The following is a 15,588-nucleotide window of genomic DNA, read 5'->3' as shown; positions in this document are numbered from 1 at the left end:
CAGTCCCCTTAAGACTGCAAGACGTCTGCAAGGCGCTCAAGACGGCCGCGTACGCTGCCATCAATGACCATATCACCCGCTCGGATGATTACGCCTGCCATTACAGACTTATCGATTTTGCAATTCAGCTTAACTTTGCGTGACAGACGTTTTTCCATCGCAGCACTAATCTTCGTAAGCTGTTCATCACTCAGTGCATTGGCAGAAGTGACTTCTACCTCAGAGATAGCCTCACTGGCTGCACGCAGGTGAATAAACTGCTCAAGAACATCCGGGAGCGCATTCAGACGGTTATTTTCAGCCATTACCCTAATCAGGTTTTGGCCGCTTTCGTCCAGCTGCTCACCGCACACGGCGATAAACGACTCAGCGAGCGTTTCCGGCGCCAGCGCGCCAGAGAGAAGCTCTGCCATTTGTTCGTTTTTTGTCACCTCAGCGGCGAACGTCAACATATCCTGCCAACGGTCAATGCTTTGGTGCTCAACGGCAAAGTCAAAAGCTGCTTTGGCGTAGGGGCGAGCTACCGTAATAAATTCAGACATCAGCCCCTCCCTCCTTACAGTTCAGCGACAAGTTTGTCCACGATGTCGCTATTAGCAGCTTCATCCACGGAACGTTCGATGATCTTCTCGGCGCCAGCAACAGCCAGGATAGCAACTTGCTTACGCAGCTCTTCGCGAGCACGTTTACGCTCGGCGTCAATTTCCGCCTGCGCCTGTGCCACGATTTTAGTACGTTCCTGCTCTGCTTCAGTTTTAGCTTCGTCCAGGATCTGAGCACGGCGTTTGTTCGCCTGCTCAATGATTACCTGAGCTTCCGCCTTCGCTTTTTTCAGCTGGTCGGTCGCGCTGGCCTTTGCAAGGTCAAGATCCTTATGTGCTCGTTCTGCAGAAGCAAGGCCGTCAGCAATTTCTTTTTGACGTTTTTCGATGGCAGCCATTAATGGCGGCCATACGTACTTCATGCAGAACAGAACGAACAGGACAAACGCGATGGCCTGGCCGAGGATTGTTGCGTTAAGATTCACAGCACAATGCCTCTATCTAGTTAACGTTCTGATATTGCTCTTAATTCAAGCAACGCTTACTACGCGACAGCAAACATCACGTACAGACCCAGACCTACAGCGATCATTGGGATTGCATCCACCAGACCCATAACGATAAAGAACTGAGTACGCAGCAGAGGAATCAGATCCGGTTGACGCGCTGCGCCTTCCAGGAATTTACCCCCGAGGATGCCGATACCGATCGCAGCACCGATTGCCGCCAGACCCATCATCACAGCGGCAGCAATGTACAGCAGATCCATATTCAGGTTTTCCATGACAGTCTCCAGTTTGTTTCAGTTAAAACGTAGTAGTGTTGGTAAATTAATGCTCTTCAGATGCCATCGACAGATAGACAATCGTCAGAACCATAAATATGAAGGCTTGCAGCGTGATAATCAGTATGTGGAAAATGGCCCAAGGCACATTCAGGATCCACTGTGACCACCACGGCAACAGACCAGCAATCAGAATGAAAATCAGCTCACCGGCATACATGTTGCCGAACAGTCGCAGACCAAGAGAGATTGGTTTGGACAGCAGGCTTACCCCTTCAAGGATTAAGTTGACAGGGATGAACGCCCAGTGATTGAACGGCTGCAGCGTCAACTCTTTCGCGAAGCCACCGATGCCTTTCATTTTGATGCTGTAGAAAAGAATGAGGATAAATACGCCCAGCGCCATCGACAGGGTGATGTTCACGTCAGCAGACGGAACCACACGCAGAGCCGGTAGGCCAAAGATATGCTCACCGATGTACGGCAGCAGGTCGATAGGCAGCAAATCCATCAAGTTCATCAGGAATACCCAGACGAAAATCGTCAGGGCCAGCGGAGCAATCAGCTTGCTTTTGCCATGGTACATGTCTTTCACGCTACCATGCACAAAGCCGATTACCAGCTCAATCGCGGTCTGAAATTTACCTGGTACGCCGCTGGTCGCCTTTTTGGCTACGCTACGGAACATAAGCAGGAACAACAGACCCAGAACCACCGAGAAGAAAATGGAGTCAATATTGAGCGTCCAGAAGGTGGCTGGGGGGTTGTGCGGATCCACCAGCGAGAATGTACGTAGGTCCAACTGAAGGTTATTCAGATGGTGTCCTATGTAATCCTGCGGCGTCATATTTTCTGAAGCCATGATGCCTTTACCCTTTGTTGTTAATTACAGCCGGCGCCAGTATCTGAACCACCAGCACCAAAACCCACGTAACGATCAGCGGCATGAATACCGCTTTCAAAACAGCCAACGCCACCACCAACAACACCAGCATCGCTAATACCTTGAAGGCTTCGCCGAAAGCGAACGACCAGGCTACTCGGCCCTTCGCTGGTGTATGTACCTGGTGACGCCAGGCAAATATCATAAACAACACATTAGGCAGTAACACTGCCAATCCTCCACACAACGCGGAGATGCCCCAGAAAGGGTCTTTGAGGCTAAACAGCAATCCACTTGCTATTACAACCAGAAGCTGTGTGAGCAAAAGCTTACGAGCAACGTTTCGACTCAAGAGCGACATAGACATCACGTTTTTACTCCTGCTCCCTTCGAGGTATGCCGCGTGTCGTATAAAACGTTCTTTATGGCTTAGAGTCAAGCATCAAAAAGCGGACAAATTATACGGTGCGCCTTCGTGATTTCAAACAATAAGTAGCTAAAAAGTGAATAAATGTTTAAATATTTTTCGCTGCCCCACATTTATTACTTTTAGGCAAACTGTGAACGATCATGCAAAACTGCAAATGCCGCGAAAACACTGGCGCCAAAGCGTGCACCAGATCACATATTGAACATATTCACCTTCGCATAATTTATTTACGTGGCAATTGATGCCTTTTCATCTTTTTGATATTTAAGCGTAAAAATAGCCACTATTTCAAAAACAACGCCTAACAACAAAAAAACCGCTCATTGACATTTATAATAAAAAATTAACACGAACGGTGATTCTTACGTTCTATTTTTAGCAGACTGATATTTTCACAGCTGACTTGTTTCGCTTTTAACAAAAAACGGTACGTTATAGTTATGATGCAAAACCGTAAGGCACTAGTGAAATGTAACGACATTTAACCACACTATTACCTATGACTTTTAACACCTGAAAAGCCGTTTTTTCTCTATTTTTTTTGATAAAAATTAAATTTTGTTTGGCTTAATAACCACCAAATGACGTTCACCATCCAACTGCGGAACGCGTAATTTTTCGACGGACTCAACGCTGAATTCTGCTGGCAGCGAATCAATTTCATCTGCAGGCAACTGCCCTTTTAGCGCATAAAAACGCCCATTCTGGCCCGGCAAATGGTGACACCAGCTCACCATATCATTGAGTGAAGCGAAAGCACGGCTAATCACCCCATCAAACGGCGGTTCTGAAGGAAATTCTTCAACACGGCTTTGCACTGGAGTGATGTTAGTAAGCGCAAGCTCATGCTGCACCTGACGCAAGAAACGAACACGTTTTCCCAGGCTATCGAGCAGTGTGAAATGCGCTTCAGGGCGCACGATAGAGAGCGGAATTCCCGGCAGGCCCGGTCCCGTACCTACATCGATAAAACGCTCACCCTTCAGATACGGTGCAACGACAATGCTGTCCAGAATATGGCGTACCAGCATTTCGTTGGGATCCCGCACCGACGTCAGGTTGTACGCTTTGTTCCATTTGTGCAGCATATCGACATACGCAATCAGCTGATTTTTCTGGTGATCGGTAAGAGAAATACCGGCATCAGCCAGCAGACGAGAGAGTTTGTTGAGCACGGTCGTTACCTGTTAATAATCAAATGCCCGATGCGCTTTCGCTTATCGGGCCAACAAATTTGTACGGCGGGCAAGCGAAGCGCTCCCGCCAAAATAGTGTTATCAAGCGCTGCGGCGCAGCATACCTTGTTTTTTCAGCCATACCAGCAGAATGGAGATGGCGGCAGGCGTTATGCCGGAAATACGCGATGCCTGACCGATCGAAACGGGTTTGTGATCGTTCAGCTTAGCGATAACTTCATTCGACAAGCCAGAGACCTGACGATAATCCAGCGTTGCAGGCAACAGGGTGTTTTCATTGCGCTGTTGTCTTTCAATTTCTTCCAGCTGACGGGCAATATACCCTTCGTATTTCACCTGAATCTCAACCTGTTCTGCGGCCTGAGCATCATCAAGCGCGGGTGCGAACGCAGATAAAGAGGTCAACTGAGCATAGGTCATATCCGGGCGACGCAGCAGATCTTCACCGCTCGCTTCACGGGACAGAGGTGTAGCCAGGTGAGCATTCACTTCTGCTGCGGACTCCGCTAACGGATTCACCCAGGTTGATTTAAGACGTTGGCGTTCCTGTTCGATACGCTCCAGTTTCTCGTTGAAGCGAGCCCAGCGCTCATCGTCCACCAGACCCAGTTCACGACCAATTTCGGTCAGACGCAGGTCGGCGTTATCTTCACGCAGCATCAAACGGTATTCAGCGCGAGATGTGAACATACGGTACGGTTCTTTGGTACCCAGCGTACACAGGTCGTCCACCAGCACGCCAAGATAAGCCTGATCGCGACGCGGTGCCCAACCCTCTTTTTCGGCAGACAAGCGCGCGGCGTTCAGACCTGCCAGCATGCCTTGTGCGGCTGCTTCTTCATAACCGGTTGTACCGTTAATCTGGCCCGCAAAGAACAGACCCTGGATGAATTTGCTTTCCAGAGTAGGTTTCAGGTCACGCGGATCGAAGAAATCATACTCAATCGCGTAGCCTGGGCGGACGATTCTGGCATTTTCCATCCCCTGCATGGAGCGGACAATTTGCATCTGAACATCGAACGGCAGGCTGGTGGAGATGCCATTCGGGTAAATTTCGTTAGAGGTCAGTCCTTCCGGTTCGAGGAAGATCTGATGCTGGTTACGATCGGCAAAGCGCATTACTTTGTCTTCGATCGACGGGCAGTAGCGTGGGCCAATACCTTCGATCACGCCAGCGTACATTGGGCTACGATCGAGGTTATTGCGGATCACGTCATGGGTTTTCTCATTGGTATGCGTGATGTAACACGGCATCTGGCGCGGATGTTGAGAAGCATCGCCCAGGAATGAGAAGACCGGCATCGGGTTATCGCTGTTTTGCTGGCCGAGCACGCTGAAATCAATCGTGCGCGCATCGATACGCGGCGGTGTACCGGTTTTCAGGCGGCTGACGCGCAGCGGCAGTTCACGCAGACGGCGTGACAGCGGGATGGACGGCGGATCGCCAGCGCGGCCACCGCTGTAGTTATCCAGACCAATATGAATTTTGCCGTCGAGGAAAGTCCCCACAGTTAATACGACCGCTTTGGCACGGAACTTCAGTCCCATTTGGGTTACTGCACCCACAACGCGATCGTTTTCGACAATCAGATCTTCAACCGCCTGCTGGAAGATCATCAGGTTAGGTTGATTCTCCAGCGCAGTGCGTACCGCCTGGCGATAGAGCACACGATCGGCCTGAGCTCGGGTAGCGCGAACGGCTGGCCCTTTGCTTGCGTTTAGTATCCTAAACTGGATACCCGCGTGGTCGATCGCTTTTGCCATCAACCCACCAAGCGCATCCACTTCTTTTACCAGGTGTCCCTTCCCAATACCGCCGATCGCCGGGTTGCAGCTCATCTGCCCCAGAGTGTCGATATTGTGTGTCAAAAGCAGAGTCTGTTGACCCATTCGCGCCGCGGCCATTGCGGCCTCGGTGCCTGCATGACCCCCGCCAATGATGATGACGTCAAAAGGATCCTGATAAAACATGGTAATTGCCTCGCATAACGCGGTGTGAAAATGGATTGAAGCCCGGGCCGTGGATTCTACTCAACTTTAGTCGATGGAGAAAGACCTGGGATCCTGGGTATTAAAAAGAAGATCTTTTTATTTAGAGATCTGTTTTATTGTGATCTCTTATTAGGATCGCACCTTTCTGTGGATAAGGACGATCCTTTAAGTAAGATCAACAGGTTGCTGAGGATCATTAGCTGTGAATGATCGGTGATCCTGGTCCGTATAAGCTGGGATCAGAATGAAGGGTTATACACAACTCAAAAACTGAACAACGGTTGTTCTTGGGATAACTACCGGTTGATCCAAGCTTTTAACCAGAGTTATCCACATAAAAAAGTACGATCTTTACAAATCTCTGAGCAACGGATGCCACGATCCCAGCCAAATTTCAGCCGGATCTTCCGGAATTTCATGTTCCAGCACGTTGATCCTGAGTGTTTCTCCGATCTGTTTTGCCCCACAGGCCTTCAATTCGGCTTCCAGCTTGTCGATTGCGCCGCAAAAGGTGTCATATTCACGACTGCCGATCCCGATTGCACCAAAGCGCACTTGTGACAGGTCCGGCTTTTGCTCGCGTAACGCATCATATAAAGGCTGCAGGTTGTCAGGAATATCTCCCGCACCGTGCGTGGAGCTGATAATCAGCCAGATCCCGTCAGTCGGAACCTCTTCAAGCATTGGCCCATGCAGTATTTCGCTGGAAAAACCGGCGTCGTCCAGCTTTTCAGCCAGATGCTCTGCTACATATTCCGCACTGCCAAGCGTACTACCGCTGATAAGAGTGATGTCTGCCATGATCGCCCACCTTTATAAAGAGGGCGTATTGTACGCTGTGAGCGAGCTGGGATCTACCTGTGGAAAAATAGGGGATTAAAAAAAACGATCATGGCTTGATGGTACGCATGATCGGGTTTTGCAGGACGATCAGCGTTTCCGTGGACTGAATTTCGTCAATTGTTTGGATCTTGTTGATAAGTACCTGCTGCAATGCGTCGATCGACTTGCACATCACCTTAATAAAGATGCTGTAGTGCCCGGTGGTGTAATATGCTTCGGTCACTTCATCGAGGCTTTCCAGTCTGGCCAGCGCTGACGGATAGTCTTTCGCACTTTTCAGGATTATGCCGATAAAGCAGCCGACGTCATAACCCAATTGTTTGGGACTAACATCAATCCGCGCGCCGGTAATAATCCCGGCCTGCTTCATCTTTTCTACGCGAACGTGAATTGTTCCTGGGCTGACGCCGAACTGTTTGGCTAATTCTGCGTAGGCGGTACGAGCATTTTCCATTAAGGCGTCAAGAATGCCGCGGTCCAGATTGTCGATCTGATAATTTTCCATAGGTTTTTCTTATGTAGATTAATGATTCACTCTATTTTAGACGTAATTTTTAACGAATCAAAATCGAAGTCGGCTTTTTATTTGTTGATTATTGAATATTACCTCCATTCTGTTGCTTAATCATAGGCAACAGGACACAGGAGTACACATAATGAAAACCGCTTACATTGCCAAACAACGTCAAATTAGCTTCGTAAAATCTCATTTTTCTCGCCAGCTGGAAGAGCGTTTAGGCCTGATCGAAGTTCAGGCGCCGATCCTCAGCCGCGTTGGAGATGGCACGCAGGATAACTTGTCGGGCTGTGAGAAAGCGGTGCAGGTGAAGGTTAAAGCATTGCCAGACGCTCAATTCGAAGTGGTTCATTCACTGGCGAAGTGGAAGCGTCAAACGTTAGGACAACACGACTTTAGCGCAGGCGAGGGGCTGTACACGCACATGAAAGCCCTGCGTCCCGATGAAGATCGCCTCTCCCCATTGCACTCAGTGTACGTTGACCAGTGGGACTGGGAGCGCGTGATGGGCGACGGTGAGCGTCAATTCTCCACTCTGAAAAGCACGGTAGAGGCTATCTGGGCGGGAATTAAGGCCACCGAAGCTGCGGTTAGCAAAGAGTTTGGTCTGGCACCGTTCCTGCCAGAGCAGATCCACTTTGTTCATAGCCAGGAGCTGTTATCTCGTTATCCGGATCTTGATGCAAAAGGTCGTGAACGTGCGATCGCTAAAGAGCTGGGTGCGGTATTCCTGGTGGGGATCGGCGGTAAGCTCAGTGACGGTCACCGTCATGACGTACGAGCGCCCGATTATGATGACTGGAGTTCAGCGTCCGAGCTGGGTCATGCCGGTCTGAACGGTGATATTCTGGTCTGGAACCCGGTTCTGGAAGATGCGTTTGAGCTGTCTTCTATGGGGATCCGTGTGGATGCTGACGCCCTGAAACACCAGCTGTCTCTGACCGGTGATGAAGATCGCCTGAGTCTGGAGTGGCACCAGGCGCTGCTGCGCGGTGAAATGCCGCAGACAATTGGTGGCGGCATTGGGCAGTCGCGTCTGACCATGCTGTTGCTGCAATTACCGCACATTGGTCAGGTTCAGTGTGGCGTATGGCCGGCCCAGGTACGTGAAAGCGTCGCTTCTCTGCTGTAACAATTAACGCCGCCAGCGTCTGAGCAGGCGGCTTCGCATCCCGGTATCAAAGCGCCAGATATGATCGAAAATGCGCATGATGCCGGGTTTGCCATGTGCTGACATCGCCACCGCGTGAAAACGGTGCTGGTGCACCCGCTGTAATTCACCCACTTTATTGACGACCTCATCGGGCAATCGCTGAGCGATAAAATCTGAGATCACCACCGCATCGGCATCAAACCATTCCCGACCCTGCATGCGCTCAATTATGGCACGAAAACAGCTGGCAATATCAGTGCCACCACGAAAGCGCTGACTTAAAAAGCGGATAGCCTGTTCGATGCCCTCCGGACCGGAAAGCTCATAGCGCACCACTTCTGTTGAAAACAGCATAATGAAACAGCGCCGGTTATCGGCAAGGGCAACGCGCATTAGCGCCAGACAAAAGGCTTTCGCACACTGCTCATTAAATCCGCCCATCGATCCCGAGGTATCAACGCAGACGATAAAAGGCCCGCGCGGCTGCTCGTCAAAATCCTGATGCACCACCGGACGTTCCGTTACTTTCTCACGCCATGCTTCGCCGTGCAGGCGGTAGGTGAGCAGTTGCTTTTCCACCAGCCGTCGGTAGAACTCGTATTCCAGTTCGGTAATGCCCAGCGTGGCCAGCTCTGGCGGTAGCAGGCGCAGGATATCGTCACTTTGCTGGATGCCATCCACCTGCTCCGGGACGGTTGCAGGTTCGCGCACCAGGGTACGGAAGGTTTCCATTGGCGCATCTTTACGCGGCACGGATTTCGCCTCTCTGGAACGACCTAACTGCTCGGCCAGGCGCTGGAGTTCGGGTTGTTGCGTCAGAAATTCGCCGTATTTCACCATCAACTGATAATCACCGCGCTTGATTTGGCCCGCGCTCATATCCCACAACCGGCCTGCTGCGTTGTCATTTTCTGCCAGTACAGGTTCCAGTTGCCCGCTGAGGGTCATCCGTTCTTGTACTTCACTGAGCAAATGCTCGCGCTCTTCTTCCAGCAGTTGCTGATTCAGCGTTGTGGTTTGCACCACCAGGCTCAGGCGCCAGCGCTGGAGAAAAAGCGTATGTAGTGCGGGCGTAAAGGTGCTGTTGTCATTGACCAGTTGCTGCGCTTGTCCGGCCCAGGGCGAATGGAGGCGGTGCAATAGGGATAATATTTGCGGCAGCTGAACGATAAACTGCGCATGAGAGAGGAGCTGGCTTTGTTGATAGCACATAACCTCCTCCATCAGCTCCGGCGGTACATGGGTATCTTTGAGGCGGCTACGCAATGATTCACGCCAGCGGGGAATGTCGTCAGTGATCGCTTTTTTAAGGCGAGGAAATTTTTTAAAAAATACCACCATCTTTGGGGAAGCCAGCAGGGCGACGATCATCTCTTCGATCATCGCCTCTTCGCTGACTGCCAGCATGATGTTGAGCGTATCAAGGGTCAGCATTGTTGCGCCTGGCGGATTTGCGCCCCGACATCCTGCAGGCTGGCCTCAATGCGGCCTAACCAGTCGCTATGAATAAACAGGCATTTTTGCTGTTCGCTGAATGCGCTGTGCTGCTGATGCCACTCATTATCGAGCGCTTCAAGCTCCTGTTTTATCTCTGCGGGCATACTCTCTTGCGAAGCACCCGGCAGCGCCAGGCGAGAACCTTGTAAACTGACATCGCGTACAACCAGATGCTGTGCGCTATCGACTTCCATATTCAGCGTTTGGGCAAAGCCGATCCCGTTTAGTTTTCCGCGGATCTCACCGCCTTTTGTTAACCACAGTTCCAGCGCGCCACGTTCGAAAGCTATATGGATAACCTCCATATCATGCAGTTTTAAAGGCTTTTGCAGCAGTAATGTCACGACAGAAGACGAGGCTTCTGGCGGTAAATCATAATGAGGACGACGGCTGAACATTCCGCCCTGGCGGATCACCGTGAACGCCGTTTTATCGCTTTGCTGCTGCTGGAGCTGAATGCGGCGCTGCACAATGCTGCCCAGGCGCGTCAGCATGGCTTGCTGTTGCCAGGCGTGTCCGGTCATCAATATTTCAAGCTGCTGTTGCATCAGATTCAAGCTTTGTGCGTCGTACCACAGGCAATCTTTCAGCAGGATCAGGTCGATAGGTACTACCGCATCGCGTCCGCTAAAGAAAGCGCTGGCCTGGAGTAAGCGGATCGCTTTTTTCCAGCGACGATCGGACACATAAGGTGCATTCGGTAACACGTCCAACTGCTGGCGCAGCGTAAAAATGAGCTCAAACACGCGATCGGGAAGCTTGATCGCACCAATGTCTTTTTGCCACTGGTGATACTCTTCATCCGTCACCTGCAATGATGCCGGGACCGGATTGTCGCTTTCATCCTGCTGACTTAACAGCATGGAGCGGAAATTGGCCTTGTCCTGAACTTTATCCAGCCACAGCCGAATCAGCATACGGTCGTACAGCGCTTCCAGGCTGCTGTCGGCTTCAGGCAGTTCGTTGGAAGCCGCCACCAGCAGACGCATCGGAATTTTTTCTTCATACGCGCCGTTACGGAAGTGACGTTCGTTAATGGCGGTCAACAGGGTGTTAAGAATTGCCGGGCCTGCTTTCCAGATTTCATCGAGAAAAACGATTTCAGCTTCAGGAAGATAGCCCGCCGTTAAGCGTTCATAGCGACCTTCGTCTTTTAACGCCTGAATGGACAGCGGACCAAACACCTCTTCGGGCGTAGAGAAGCGCGTCATCAGGTATTCAAAAGCGCGTGCGTTTTGGAAGGCAAACTTCAGTCGGCGGGCAATTAAGCTTTTTGCGATCCCCGGGGGACCTAATAAGAAAACGCTCTCGCCGCTGAGTGCTGCCAGCAGACACAGACGAATGGCGTGGCTACGTTCATAAAGTCCCTTTTCCAGCGCATTGCTCAGACGGGAAATTCTTTCCGCTAATAAATGTGGGTGAGCCATAATGAAGTGGCGTCCTTTCGCCAAATGTACTGCATAAACTGCGAGTATAGATGCTTCACACCATTGCAGTAATAGACTGAAGGTGCGCTTATTTTTCTTTGAGCCAGATTAATCTGGTCTCATTTAGGGGTACGATTTTGTGATTAATCGTGCATACTGTGCGCCTTTTTGTGGGCCAAGGGACGACGCACACATTTCTTATATATACACCAAATCAATCAAGCTGCACCAAGGCGGCAATGGAGTTTTCTTCTGGGATGGGGGGAATAACGAATGCAGCCCATACGGAGTGGCTTGAAAGATGATGTGTATAAACGAAAGACGAGTCTATGAGCACTGATAATAAACAATCATTGTCTGCGATTACCCTTGCAGCCATTGGGGTTGTCTACGGTGATATTGGTACCAGCCCACTTTATACGCTTCGTGAATGTTTGTCCGGCCAGTTTGGTTTTGGCGTTGAACGTGATGCCGTATTTGGTTTTCTCTCGCTGATTTTCTGGCTGCTGATCTTTGTTGTCTCCATTAAATACCTGACGTTTGTCATGCGCGCAGATAACGCCGGAGAAGGCGGGATCCTTACGCTGATGTCATTGGCCGGGCGCAATACCTCGGCGCGAACAACCTCCATGCTGGTCATTATGGGATTGATAGGCGGCAGCTTCTTCTATGGTGAAGTGGTGATTACGCCAGCCATTTCGGTGATGTCTGCAATTGAAGGTCTGGAGATAGTTGCCCCGCAACTGGATACCTGGATTGTTCCGCTCTCGATAATTGTGCTGACCCTGCTGTTTTTGATTCAAAAACACGGTACCGGTATGGTCGGTAAGCTGTTTGCGCCGATTATGCTGCTATGGTTCCTGACGCTCGCGGTATTAGGCGTGCGCAGTATTATTGGCAATCCGGAAGTGCTGCAGGCGCTCAATCCGTATTGGGCGGTGCATTTCTTCCTCGAATTCAAAACGCTGTCCTTTATCGCGTTGGGTGCGGTGGTGCTGTCGATTACCGGTGTTGAAGCGCTGTATGCGGATATGGGCCACTTCGGTAAATTGCCGATTCGTCTGGCATGGTTCTCCGTGGTATTGCCTTCACTGGTGCTGAACTATTTTGGGCAGGGCGCGTTGCTGTTAAAGCATCCTGAAGCGATCAAAAACCCGTTTTTCCTGCTGGCGCCGGACTGGGCATTAATTCCATTGTTGATCCTCGCCGCGCTGGCAACGGTCATCGCCTCTCAGGCGGTTATCTCCGGCGTCTTCTCGCTGACGCGTCAGGCCGTACGTCTGGGGTATTTATCGCCGATGCGTATCATCCATACCTCGGAAATGGAATCGGGCCAGATTTACATTCCTTTCGTTAACTGGATGCTCTATTTTGCGGTAGTTATCGTGATTGTGAGCTTTGAACACTCCAGTAACCTTGCCGCGGCGTATGGGATTGCGGTAACGGGGACGATGGTACTGACTTCAATTCTGTCGACCACCGTGGCGCGCAAAAACTGGCACTGGAATAAATACTTCGTCTTCCTGATCCTGGTGGCGTTCTTGTGCGTCGATGTTCCGCTGTTCTCCGCGAACCTCGATAAGCTTATTTCCGGCGGTTGGCTGCCTCTGACGCTGGGTCTGGTGATGTTCACCATCATGACCACCTGGAAAAGCGAACGCTTCCGTCTGCTGCGTCGCATGCATGAGCACGGTAACTCTCTGGAGGCGATGATTGCTTCTCTGGAGAAATCGCCACCGGTACGCGTGCCGGGAACGGCGGTGTATATGTCCCGCGCACTGAACGTCATCCCGTTTGCGCTTCTGCATAACCTCAAGCATAACAAGGTGCTGCATGAGCGCGTTATTCTGCTGACGCTGCGCACGGAAGATGCGCCCTATGTTCACAACGTGCGTAGGGTGCAGATTGAGCAGTTATCGCCCACCTTCTGGCGCGTGGTGGCCAGCTACGGTTGGCGTGAAACGCCGAACGTTGAGGAAGTGTTCCATCGCTGCGGTCTGGAAGGTTTAAGCTGTCGAATGATGGAAACCTCTTTCTTTATGTCGCATGAGTCGTTGATTGTTGGCAAGCGGCCATGGTACCTGCGTCTGCGCGGCAAGCTGTATCTGCTGCTACAGCGCAACGCGCTGCGCGCGCCGGACCAGTTTGAAATCCCACCGAACCGGGTTATTGAGCTTGGTACTCAGGTAGAGATTTAATCTCATCGACGCCCTCTTTCATCGCGAAAGGGGGCGTTTTGTTTTGCCCCTCTCAGTTTTCATTTCATCAAATGATAATCCTTGCGAAACGTTTCGATGGCGATCACATTTTCGTAACGTCGCGGTGGTTTTCTGTCCACTCTTCGCACTACACTTATCTCCAGCGAAACGTTTCGCTAGTGGGGAAAGAAAATGAAGAAAGGCACGGTACTCAACTCTGAAATTTCAACGGTGATCTCCCGTCTGGGGCATACCGATACGCTGGTGGTGTGTGATGCAGGTTTACCCATCCCGAACAGCACAACGCGTATTGATATGGCATTAACCCAGGGCGTACCTTCTTTTATGCAGGTACTGGATGTGGTCACACGTGAAATGCAGGTCGAGGCGGCCATTCTCGCGTCGGAAATTAAACAACATAATCCGCAACTCCACGAAACGTTGCTCAGCCACATTGAGCAACTGCAACAACACCAGGGAAACACCATAGAAATTCGTTACACCACGCATGAACAATTCAAAAAACAAACCGCAGACAGTCAGGCGGTAATTCGCAGCGGAGAATGTTCTCCGTATGCGAATATCATTCTCTGTGCTGGCGTCACGTTCTGAGGCCATCATGAACGCATTACTGCAACTCAAAGGGATCGATAAAGCGTTCCCGGGCGTAAAAGCGCTATCCGGCGCCGCGCTGAATGTCTACCCTGGCCGCGTGATGGCGCTGGTGGGCGAAAACGGCGCGGGCAAATCCACCATGATGAAAGTGCTGACCGGGATCTATACCCGTGATGCCGGTTCTTTATTGTGGCTGGGGAAAGAGACCACCTTTAACGGCCCGAAATCCTCCCAGGAAGCCGGAATCGGTATCATCCACCAGGAGCTGAACCTGATCCCGCAACTCACTATCGCCGAGAACATTTTTCTTGGCCGCGAGTTTGTGAATCGCTTTGGCAAAATTGACTGGAAGAAGATGTACGCCGAAGCCGATCTGCTGCTCGCCAAACTGAATCTGCGCTTTAAAAGCGACAGACTGGTTGGTGAGCTGTCGATTGGCGATCAGCAAATGGTCGAAATTGCCAAAGTGCTTAGCTTTGAATCGAAGGTCATCATTATGGATGAACCGACGGATGCCCTCACCGATACCGAAACCGAATCCCTGTTCCGCGTCATCCGCGAACTGAAATCCCAGGGACGCGGCATTGTCTATATTTCTCACCGTATGAAAGAGATCTTCGAGATTTGCGACGACGTAACCGTCTTCCGTGACGGGCAGTTTATTGCCGAACGTGAAGTTGCCTCGCTGACAGAAGACTCGCTGATTGAAATGATGGTGGGACGTAAGCTGGAAGATCAGTACCCGCGCCTGGAAAAAGCGCCGGGTGATATTCGCCTGAAGGTCGATAACCTGTGCGGTCCTGGCGTAAACGATGTTTCGTTCACGCTGCGTAAAGGCGAGATCCTTGGCGTATCCGGGCTGATGGGGGCCGGACGTACTGAACTGATGAAAGTGTTGTACGGCGCATTGCCGCGCACCAGCGGTTACGTCACGCTTGATGGCCATGAAGTGGTTACCCGTTCGCCGCAGGATGGGTTGGCTAACGGCATCGTCTATATTTCTGAAGACCGTAAACGTGATGGCTTAGTGCTGGGCATGTCGGTGAAAGAGAACATGTCACTGACCGCGCTGCGTTATTTCAGCCGCGCCGGTGGAAGCCTTAAACATAAAGATGAGCAGCAGGCGGTGGGTGATTTTATTCGTCTGTTCAATGTTAAAACACCATCAATGGAACAGGCTATCGGCCTGCTTTCCGGTGGTAACCAGCAGAAAGTGGCGATTGCGCGCGGTCTGATGACCCGGCCAAAGGTGCTGATCCTTGATGAACCAACGCGCGGCGTTGACGTTGGGGCTAAGAAAGAAATCTATCAGCTTATCAACCAGTTTAAGGCTGACGGGCTGAGTATCATTCTGGTCTCCTCTGAGATGCCAGAAGTATTGGGCATGAGCGATCGAATTATCGTTATGCATGAAGGGCATCTCGGCGGTGAGTTCACTCGCGAGCAGGCCACTCAGGAAGTATTAATGGCTGCCGCTGTGGGCAAGCTTAATCGCGTGAATCAGGAGTAAA

At 51.1% G+C, this 15,588-nt stretch carries 15 protein-coding genes; 4 read left to right on the top strand and 11 right to left on the bottom strand.

Translation table 11 applies throughout. From position 1 onward, the window contains the following. Window positions 1-8 precede the first annotated feature (8 nt). The 9 genes from atpH to asnC form a co-directional block, all read right to left on the bottom strand. Complete coding sequence (gene atpH / locus SK35_RS24240) at window positions 9-542, bottom strand: F0F1 ATP synthase subunit delta (RefSeq protein ID WP_003827024.1); 534 nt, start codon at window positions 540-542, stop codon at window positions 9-11. Window positions 543-556: 14 nt separating this feature from the next. Further along, entirely contained in the window at window positions 557-1,027 is a 471-nt protein-coding gene (gene atpF, locus SK35_RS24235; RefSeq protein WP_003827022.1) for a F0F1 ATP synthase subunit B, read from the bottom strand. A gap of 59 nt (window positions 1,028-1,086) precedes the next feature. Further along, complete coding sequence (gene atpE, locus SK35_RS24230) at window positions 1,087-1,326, bottom strand: F0F1 ATP synthase subunit C (protein ID WP_003023794.1); 240 nt, start codon at window positions 1,324-1,326, stop codon at window positions 1,087-1,089. Window positions 1,327-1,372: 46 nt separating this feature from the next. After that, window positions 1,373-2,188: a F0F1 ATP synthase subunit A gene (atpB, locus tag SK35_RS24225; RefSeq protein ID WP_003023792.1), complete on the bottom strand. Its 816-nt coding sequence runs from the start codon at window positions 2,186-2,188 to the stop codon at window positions 1,373-1,375. Between the two features lie 7 nt (window positions 2,189-2,195). Beyond that, entirely contained in the window at window positions 2,196-2,576 is a 381-nt protein-coding gene (gene atpI, locus SK35_RS24220) for a F0F1 ATP synthase subunit I (protein ID WP_003827019.1), read from the bottom strand. Between the two features lie 614 nt (window positions 2,577-3,190). After that, window positions 3,191-3,814: a 16S rRNA (guanine(527)-N(7))-methyltransferase RsmG gene (gene rsmG, locus SK35_RS24215; RefSeq protein WP_003827017.1), complete on the bottom strand. Its 624-nt coding sequence runs from the start codon at window positions 3,812-3,814 to the stop codon at window positions 3,191-3,193. Window positions 3,815-3,916: 102 nt separating this feature from the next. Further along, window positions 3,917-5,806 carry a tRNA uridine-5-carboxymethylaminomethyl(34) synthesis enzyme MnmG gene (gene mnmG / locus SK35_RS24210; protein ID WP_003827014.1) on the bottom strand — a complete coding sequence of 630 codons (1,890 nt, stop codon included), beginning with the start codon at window positions 5,804-5,806 and terminating at the stop codon, window positions 3,917-3,919. Window positions 5,807-6,178: 372 nt separating this feature from the next. After that, the gene (gene mioC, locus SK35_RS24205; protein ID WP_003827013.1) at window positions 6,179-6,628 is read right to left on the bottom strand and encodes an FMN-binding protein MioC; all 450 of its coding nucleotides are present in this window, start codon (window positions 6,626-6,628) and stop codon (window positions 6,179-6,181) included. Between the two features lie 88 nt (window positions 6,629-6,716). Beyond that, window positions 6,717-7,175: a transcriptional regulator AsnC gene (asnC, locus tag SK35_RS24200; RefSeq protein ID WP_003023780.1), complete on the bottom strand. Its 459-nt coding sequence runs from the start codon at window positions 7,173-7,175 to the stop codon at window positions 6,717-6,719. A gap of 151 nt (window positions 7,176-7,326) precedes the next feature. Between asnC and asnA the strand changes: the two genes are divergently transcribed. Next, window positions 7,327-8,319 (top strand): aspartate--ammonia ligase, encoded by a 993-nt coding sequence (gene asnA / locus SK35_RS24195; protein WP_003827009.1) that lies wholly within the window; start codon window positions 7,327-7,329, stop codon window positions 8,317-8,319. 3 nt (window positions 8,320-8,322) lie between these two features. Here asnA and viaA read toward each other — a convergent pair whose 3' ends face one another. Then, a complete protein-coding gene (gene viaA, locus SK35_RS24190; protein WP_008786554.1) occupies window positions 8,323-9,774 on the bottom strand; it encodes an ATPase RavA stimulator ViaA in 1,452 nt (483 codons plus the stop codon). Next, on the bottom strand, window positions 9,768-11,264 hold the full coding sequence (ravA, locus tag SK35_RS24185; protein WP_020996042.1) for an ATPase RavA: 1,497 nt from the start codon (window positions 11,262-11,264) through the stop codon (window positions 9,768-9,770). The genes viaA and ravA overlap by 7 nt, the downstream gene beginning before the upstream one ends. A gap of 329 nt (window positions 11,265-11,593) precedes the next feature. Here ravA and kup point away from each other — a divergent pair, with 329 nt between their 5' ends. The 3 genes from kup (at window position 11,594) to rbsA (ending at window position 15,587) form a co-directional block, all read left to right on the top strand. Beyond that, window positions 11,594-13,462: a low affinity potassium transporter Kup gene (gene kup, locus SK35_RS24180; RefSeq protein WP_003827003.1), complete on the top strand. Its 1,869-nt coding sequence runs from the start codon at window positions 11,594-11,596 to the stop codon at window positions 13,460-13,462. 192 nt (window positions 13,463-13,654) lie between these two features. Further along, entirely contained in the window at window positions 13,655-14,074 is a 420-nt protein-coding gene (rbsD, locus tag SK35_RS24175; protein WP_003827001.1) for a D-ribose pyranase, read from the top strand. Between the two features lie 7 nt (window positions 14,075-14,081). After that, complete coding sequence (rbsA, locus tag SK35_RS24170) at window positions 14,082-15,587, top strand: ribose ABC transporter ATP-binding protein RbsA (RefSeq protein WP_003023764.1); 1,506 nt, start codon at window positions 14,082-14,084, stop codon at window positions 15,585-15,587. Window position 15,588 lies beyond the last annotated feature (1 nt).

This window comes from Citrobacter sp. MGH105 (assembly GCF_001037485.2).
Taxonomy (GTDB): domain Bacteria; phylum Pseudomonadota; class Gammaproteobacteria; order Enterobacterales; family Enterobacteriaceae; genus Citrobacter; species Citrobacter portucalensis.
Note: the sequence above shows the minus strand (reverse complement) of the source record. Positions and strands in the feature narration are given on the sequence as shown.

What these genes read in the sequence shown, in the direction of transcription:
- atpH (WP_003827024.1), bottom strand. Translation starts at nt 542, where the DNA reads ATGTCTGAATTTATTACGGTAGCTCGCCCCTACGCCAAAGCAGCTTTT.
- atpE (WP_003023794.1), bottom strand. Translation starts at nt 1,326, where the DNA reads ATGGAAAACCTGAATATGGATCTGCTGTACATTGCTGCCGCTGTGATG.
- atpB (WP_003023792.1), bottom strand. Translation starts at nt 2,188, where the DNA reads ATGGCTTCAGAAAATATGACGCCGCAGGATTACATAGGACACCATCTG.
- atpI (WP_003827019.1), bottom strand. Translation starts at nt 2,576, where the DNA reads ATGTCTATGTCGCTCTTGAGTCGAAACGTTGCTCGTAAGCTTTTGCTC.
- mnmG (WP_003827014.1), bottom strand. Translation starts at nt 5,806, where the DNA reads ATGTTTTATCAGGATCCTTTTGACGTCATCATCATTGGCGGGGGTCAT.
- mioC (WP_003827013.1), bottom strand. Translation starts at nt 6,628, where the DNA reads ATGGCAGACATCACTCTTATCAGCGGTAGTACGCTTGGCAGTGCGGAA.
- asnC (WP_003023780.1), bottom strand. Translation starts at nt 7,175, where the DNA reads ATGGAAAATTATCAGATCGACAATCTGGACCGCGGCATTCTTGACGCC.
- asnA (WP_003827009.1), top strand. Translation starts at nt 7,327, where the DNA reads ATGAAAACCGCTTACATTGCCAAACAACGTCAAATTAGCTTCGTAAAA.
- viaA (WP_008786554.1), bottom strand. Translation starts at nt 9,774, where the DNA reads ATGCTGACCCTTGATACGCTCAACATCATGCTGGCAGTCAGCGAAGAG.
- ravA (WP_020996042.1), bottom strand. Translation starts at nt 11,264, where the DNA reads ATGGCTCACCCACATTTATTAGCGGAAAGAATTTCCCGTCTGAGCAAT.
- kup (WP_003827003.1), top strand. Translation starts at nt 11,594, where the DNA reads ATGAGCACTGATAATAAACAATCATTGTCTGCGATTACCCTTGCAGCC.
- rbsD (WP_003827001.1), top strand. Translation starts at nt 13,655, where the DNA reads ATGAAGAAAGGCACGGTACTCAACTCTGAAATTTCAACGGTGATCTCC.
- rbsA (WP_003023764.1), top strand. Translation starts at nt 14,082, where the DNA reads ATGAACGCATTACTGCAACTCAAAGGGATCGATAAAGCGTTCCCGGGC.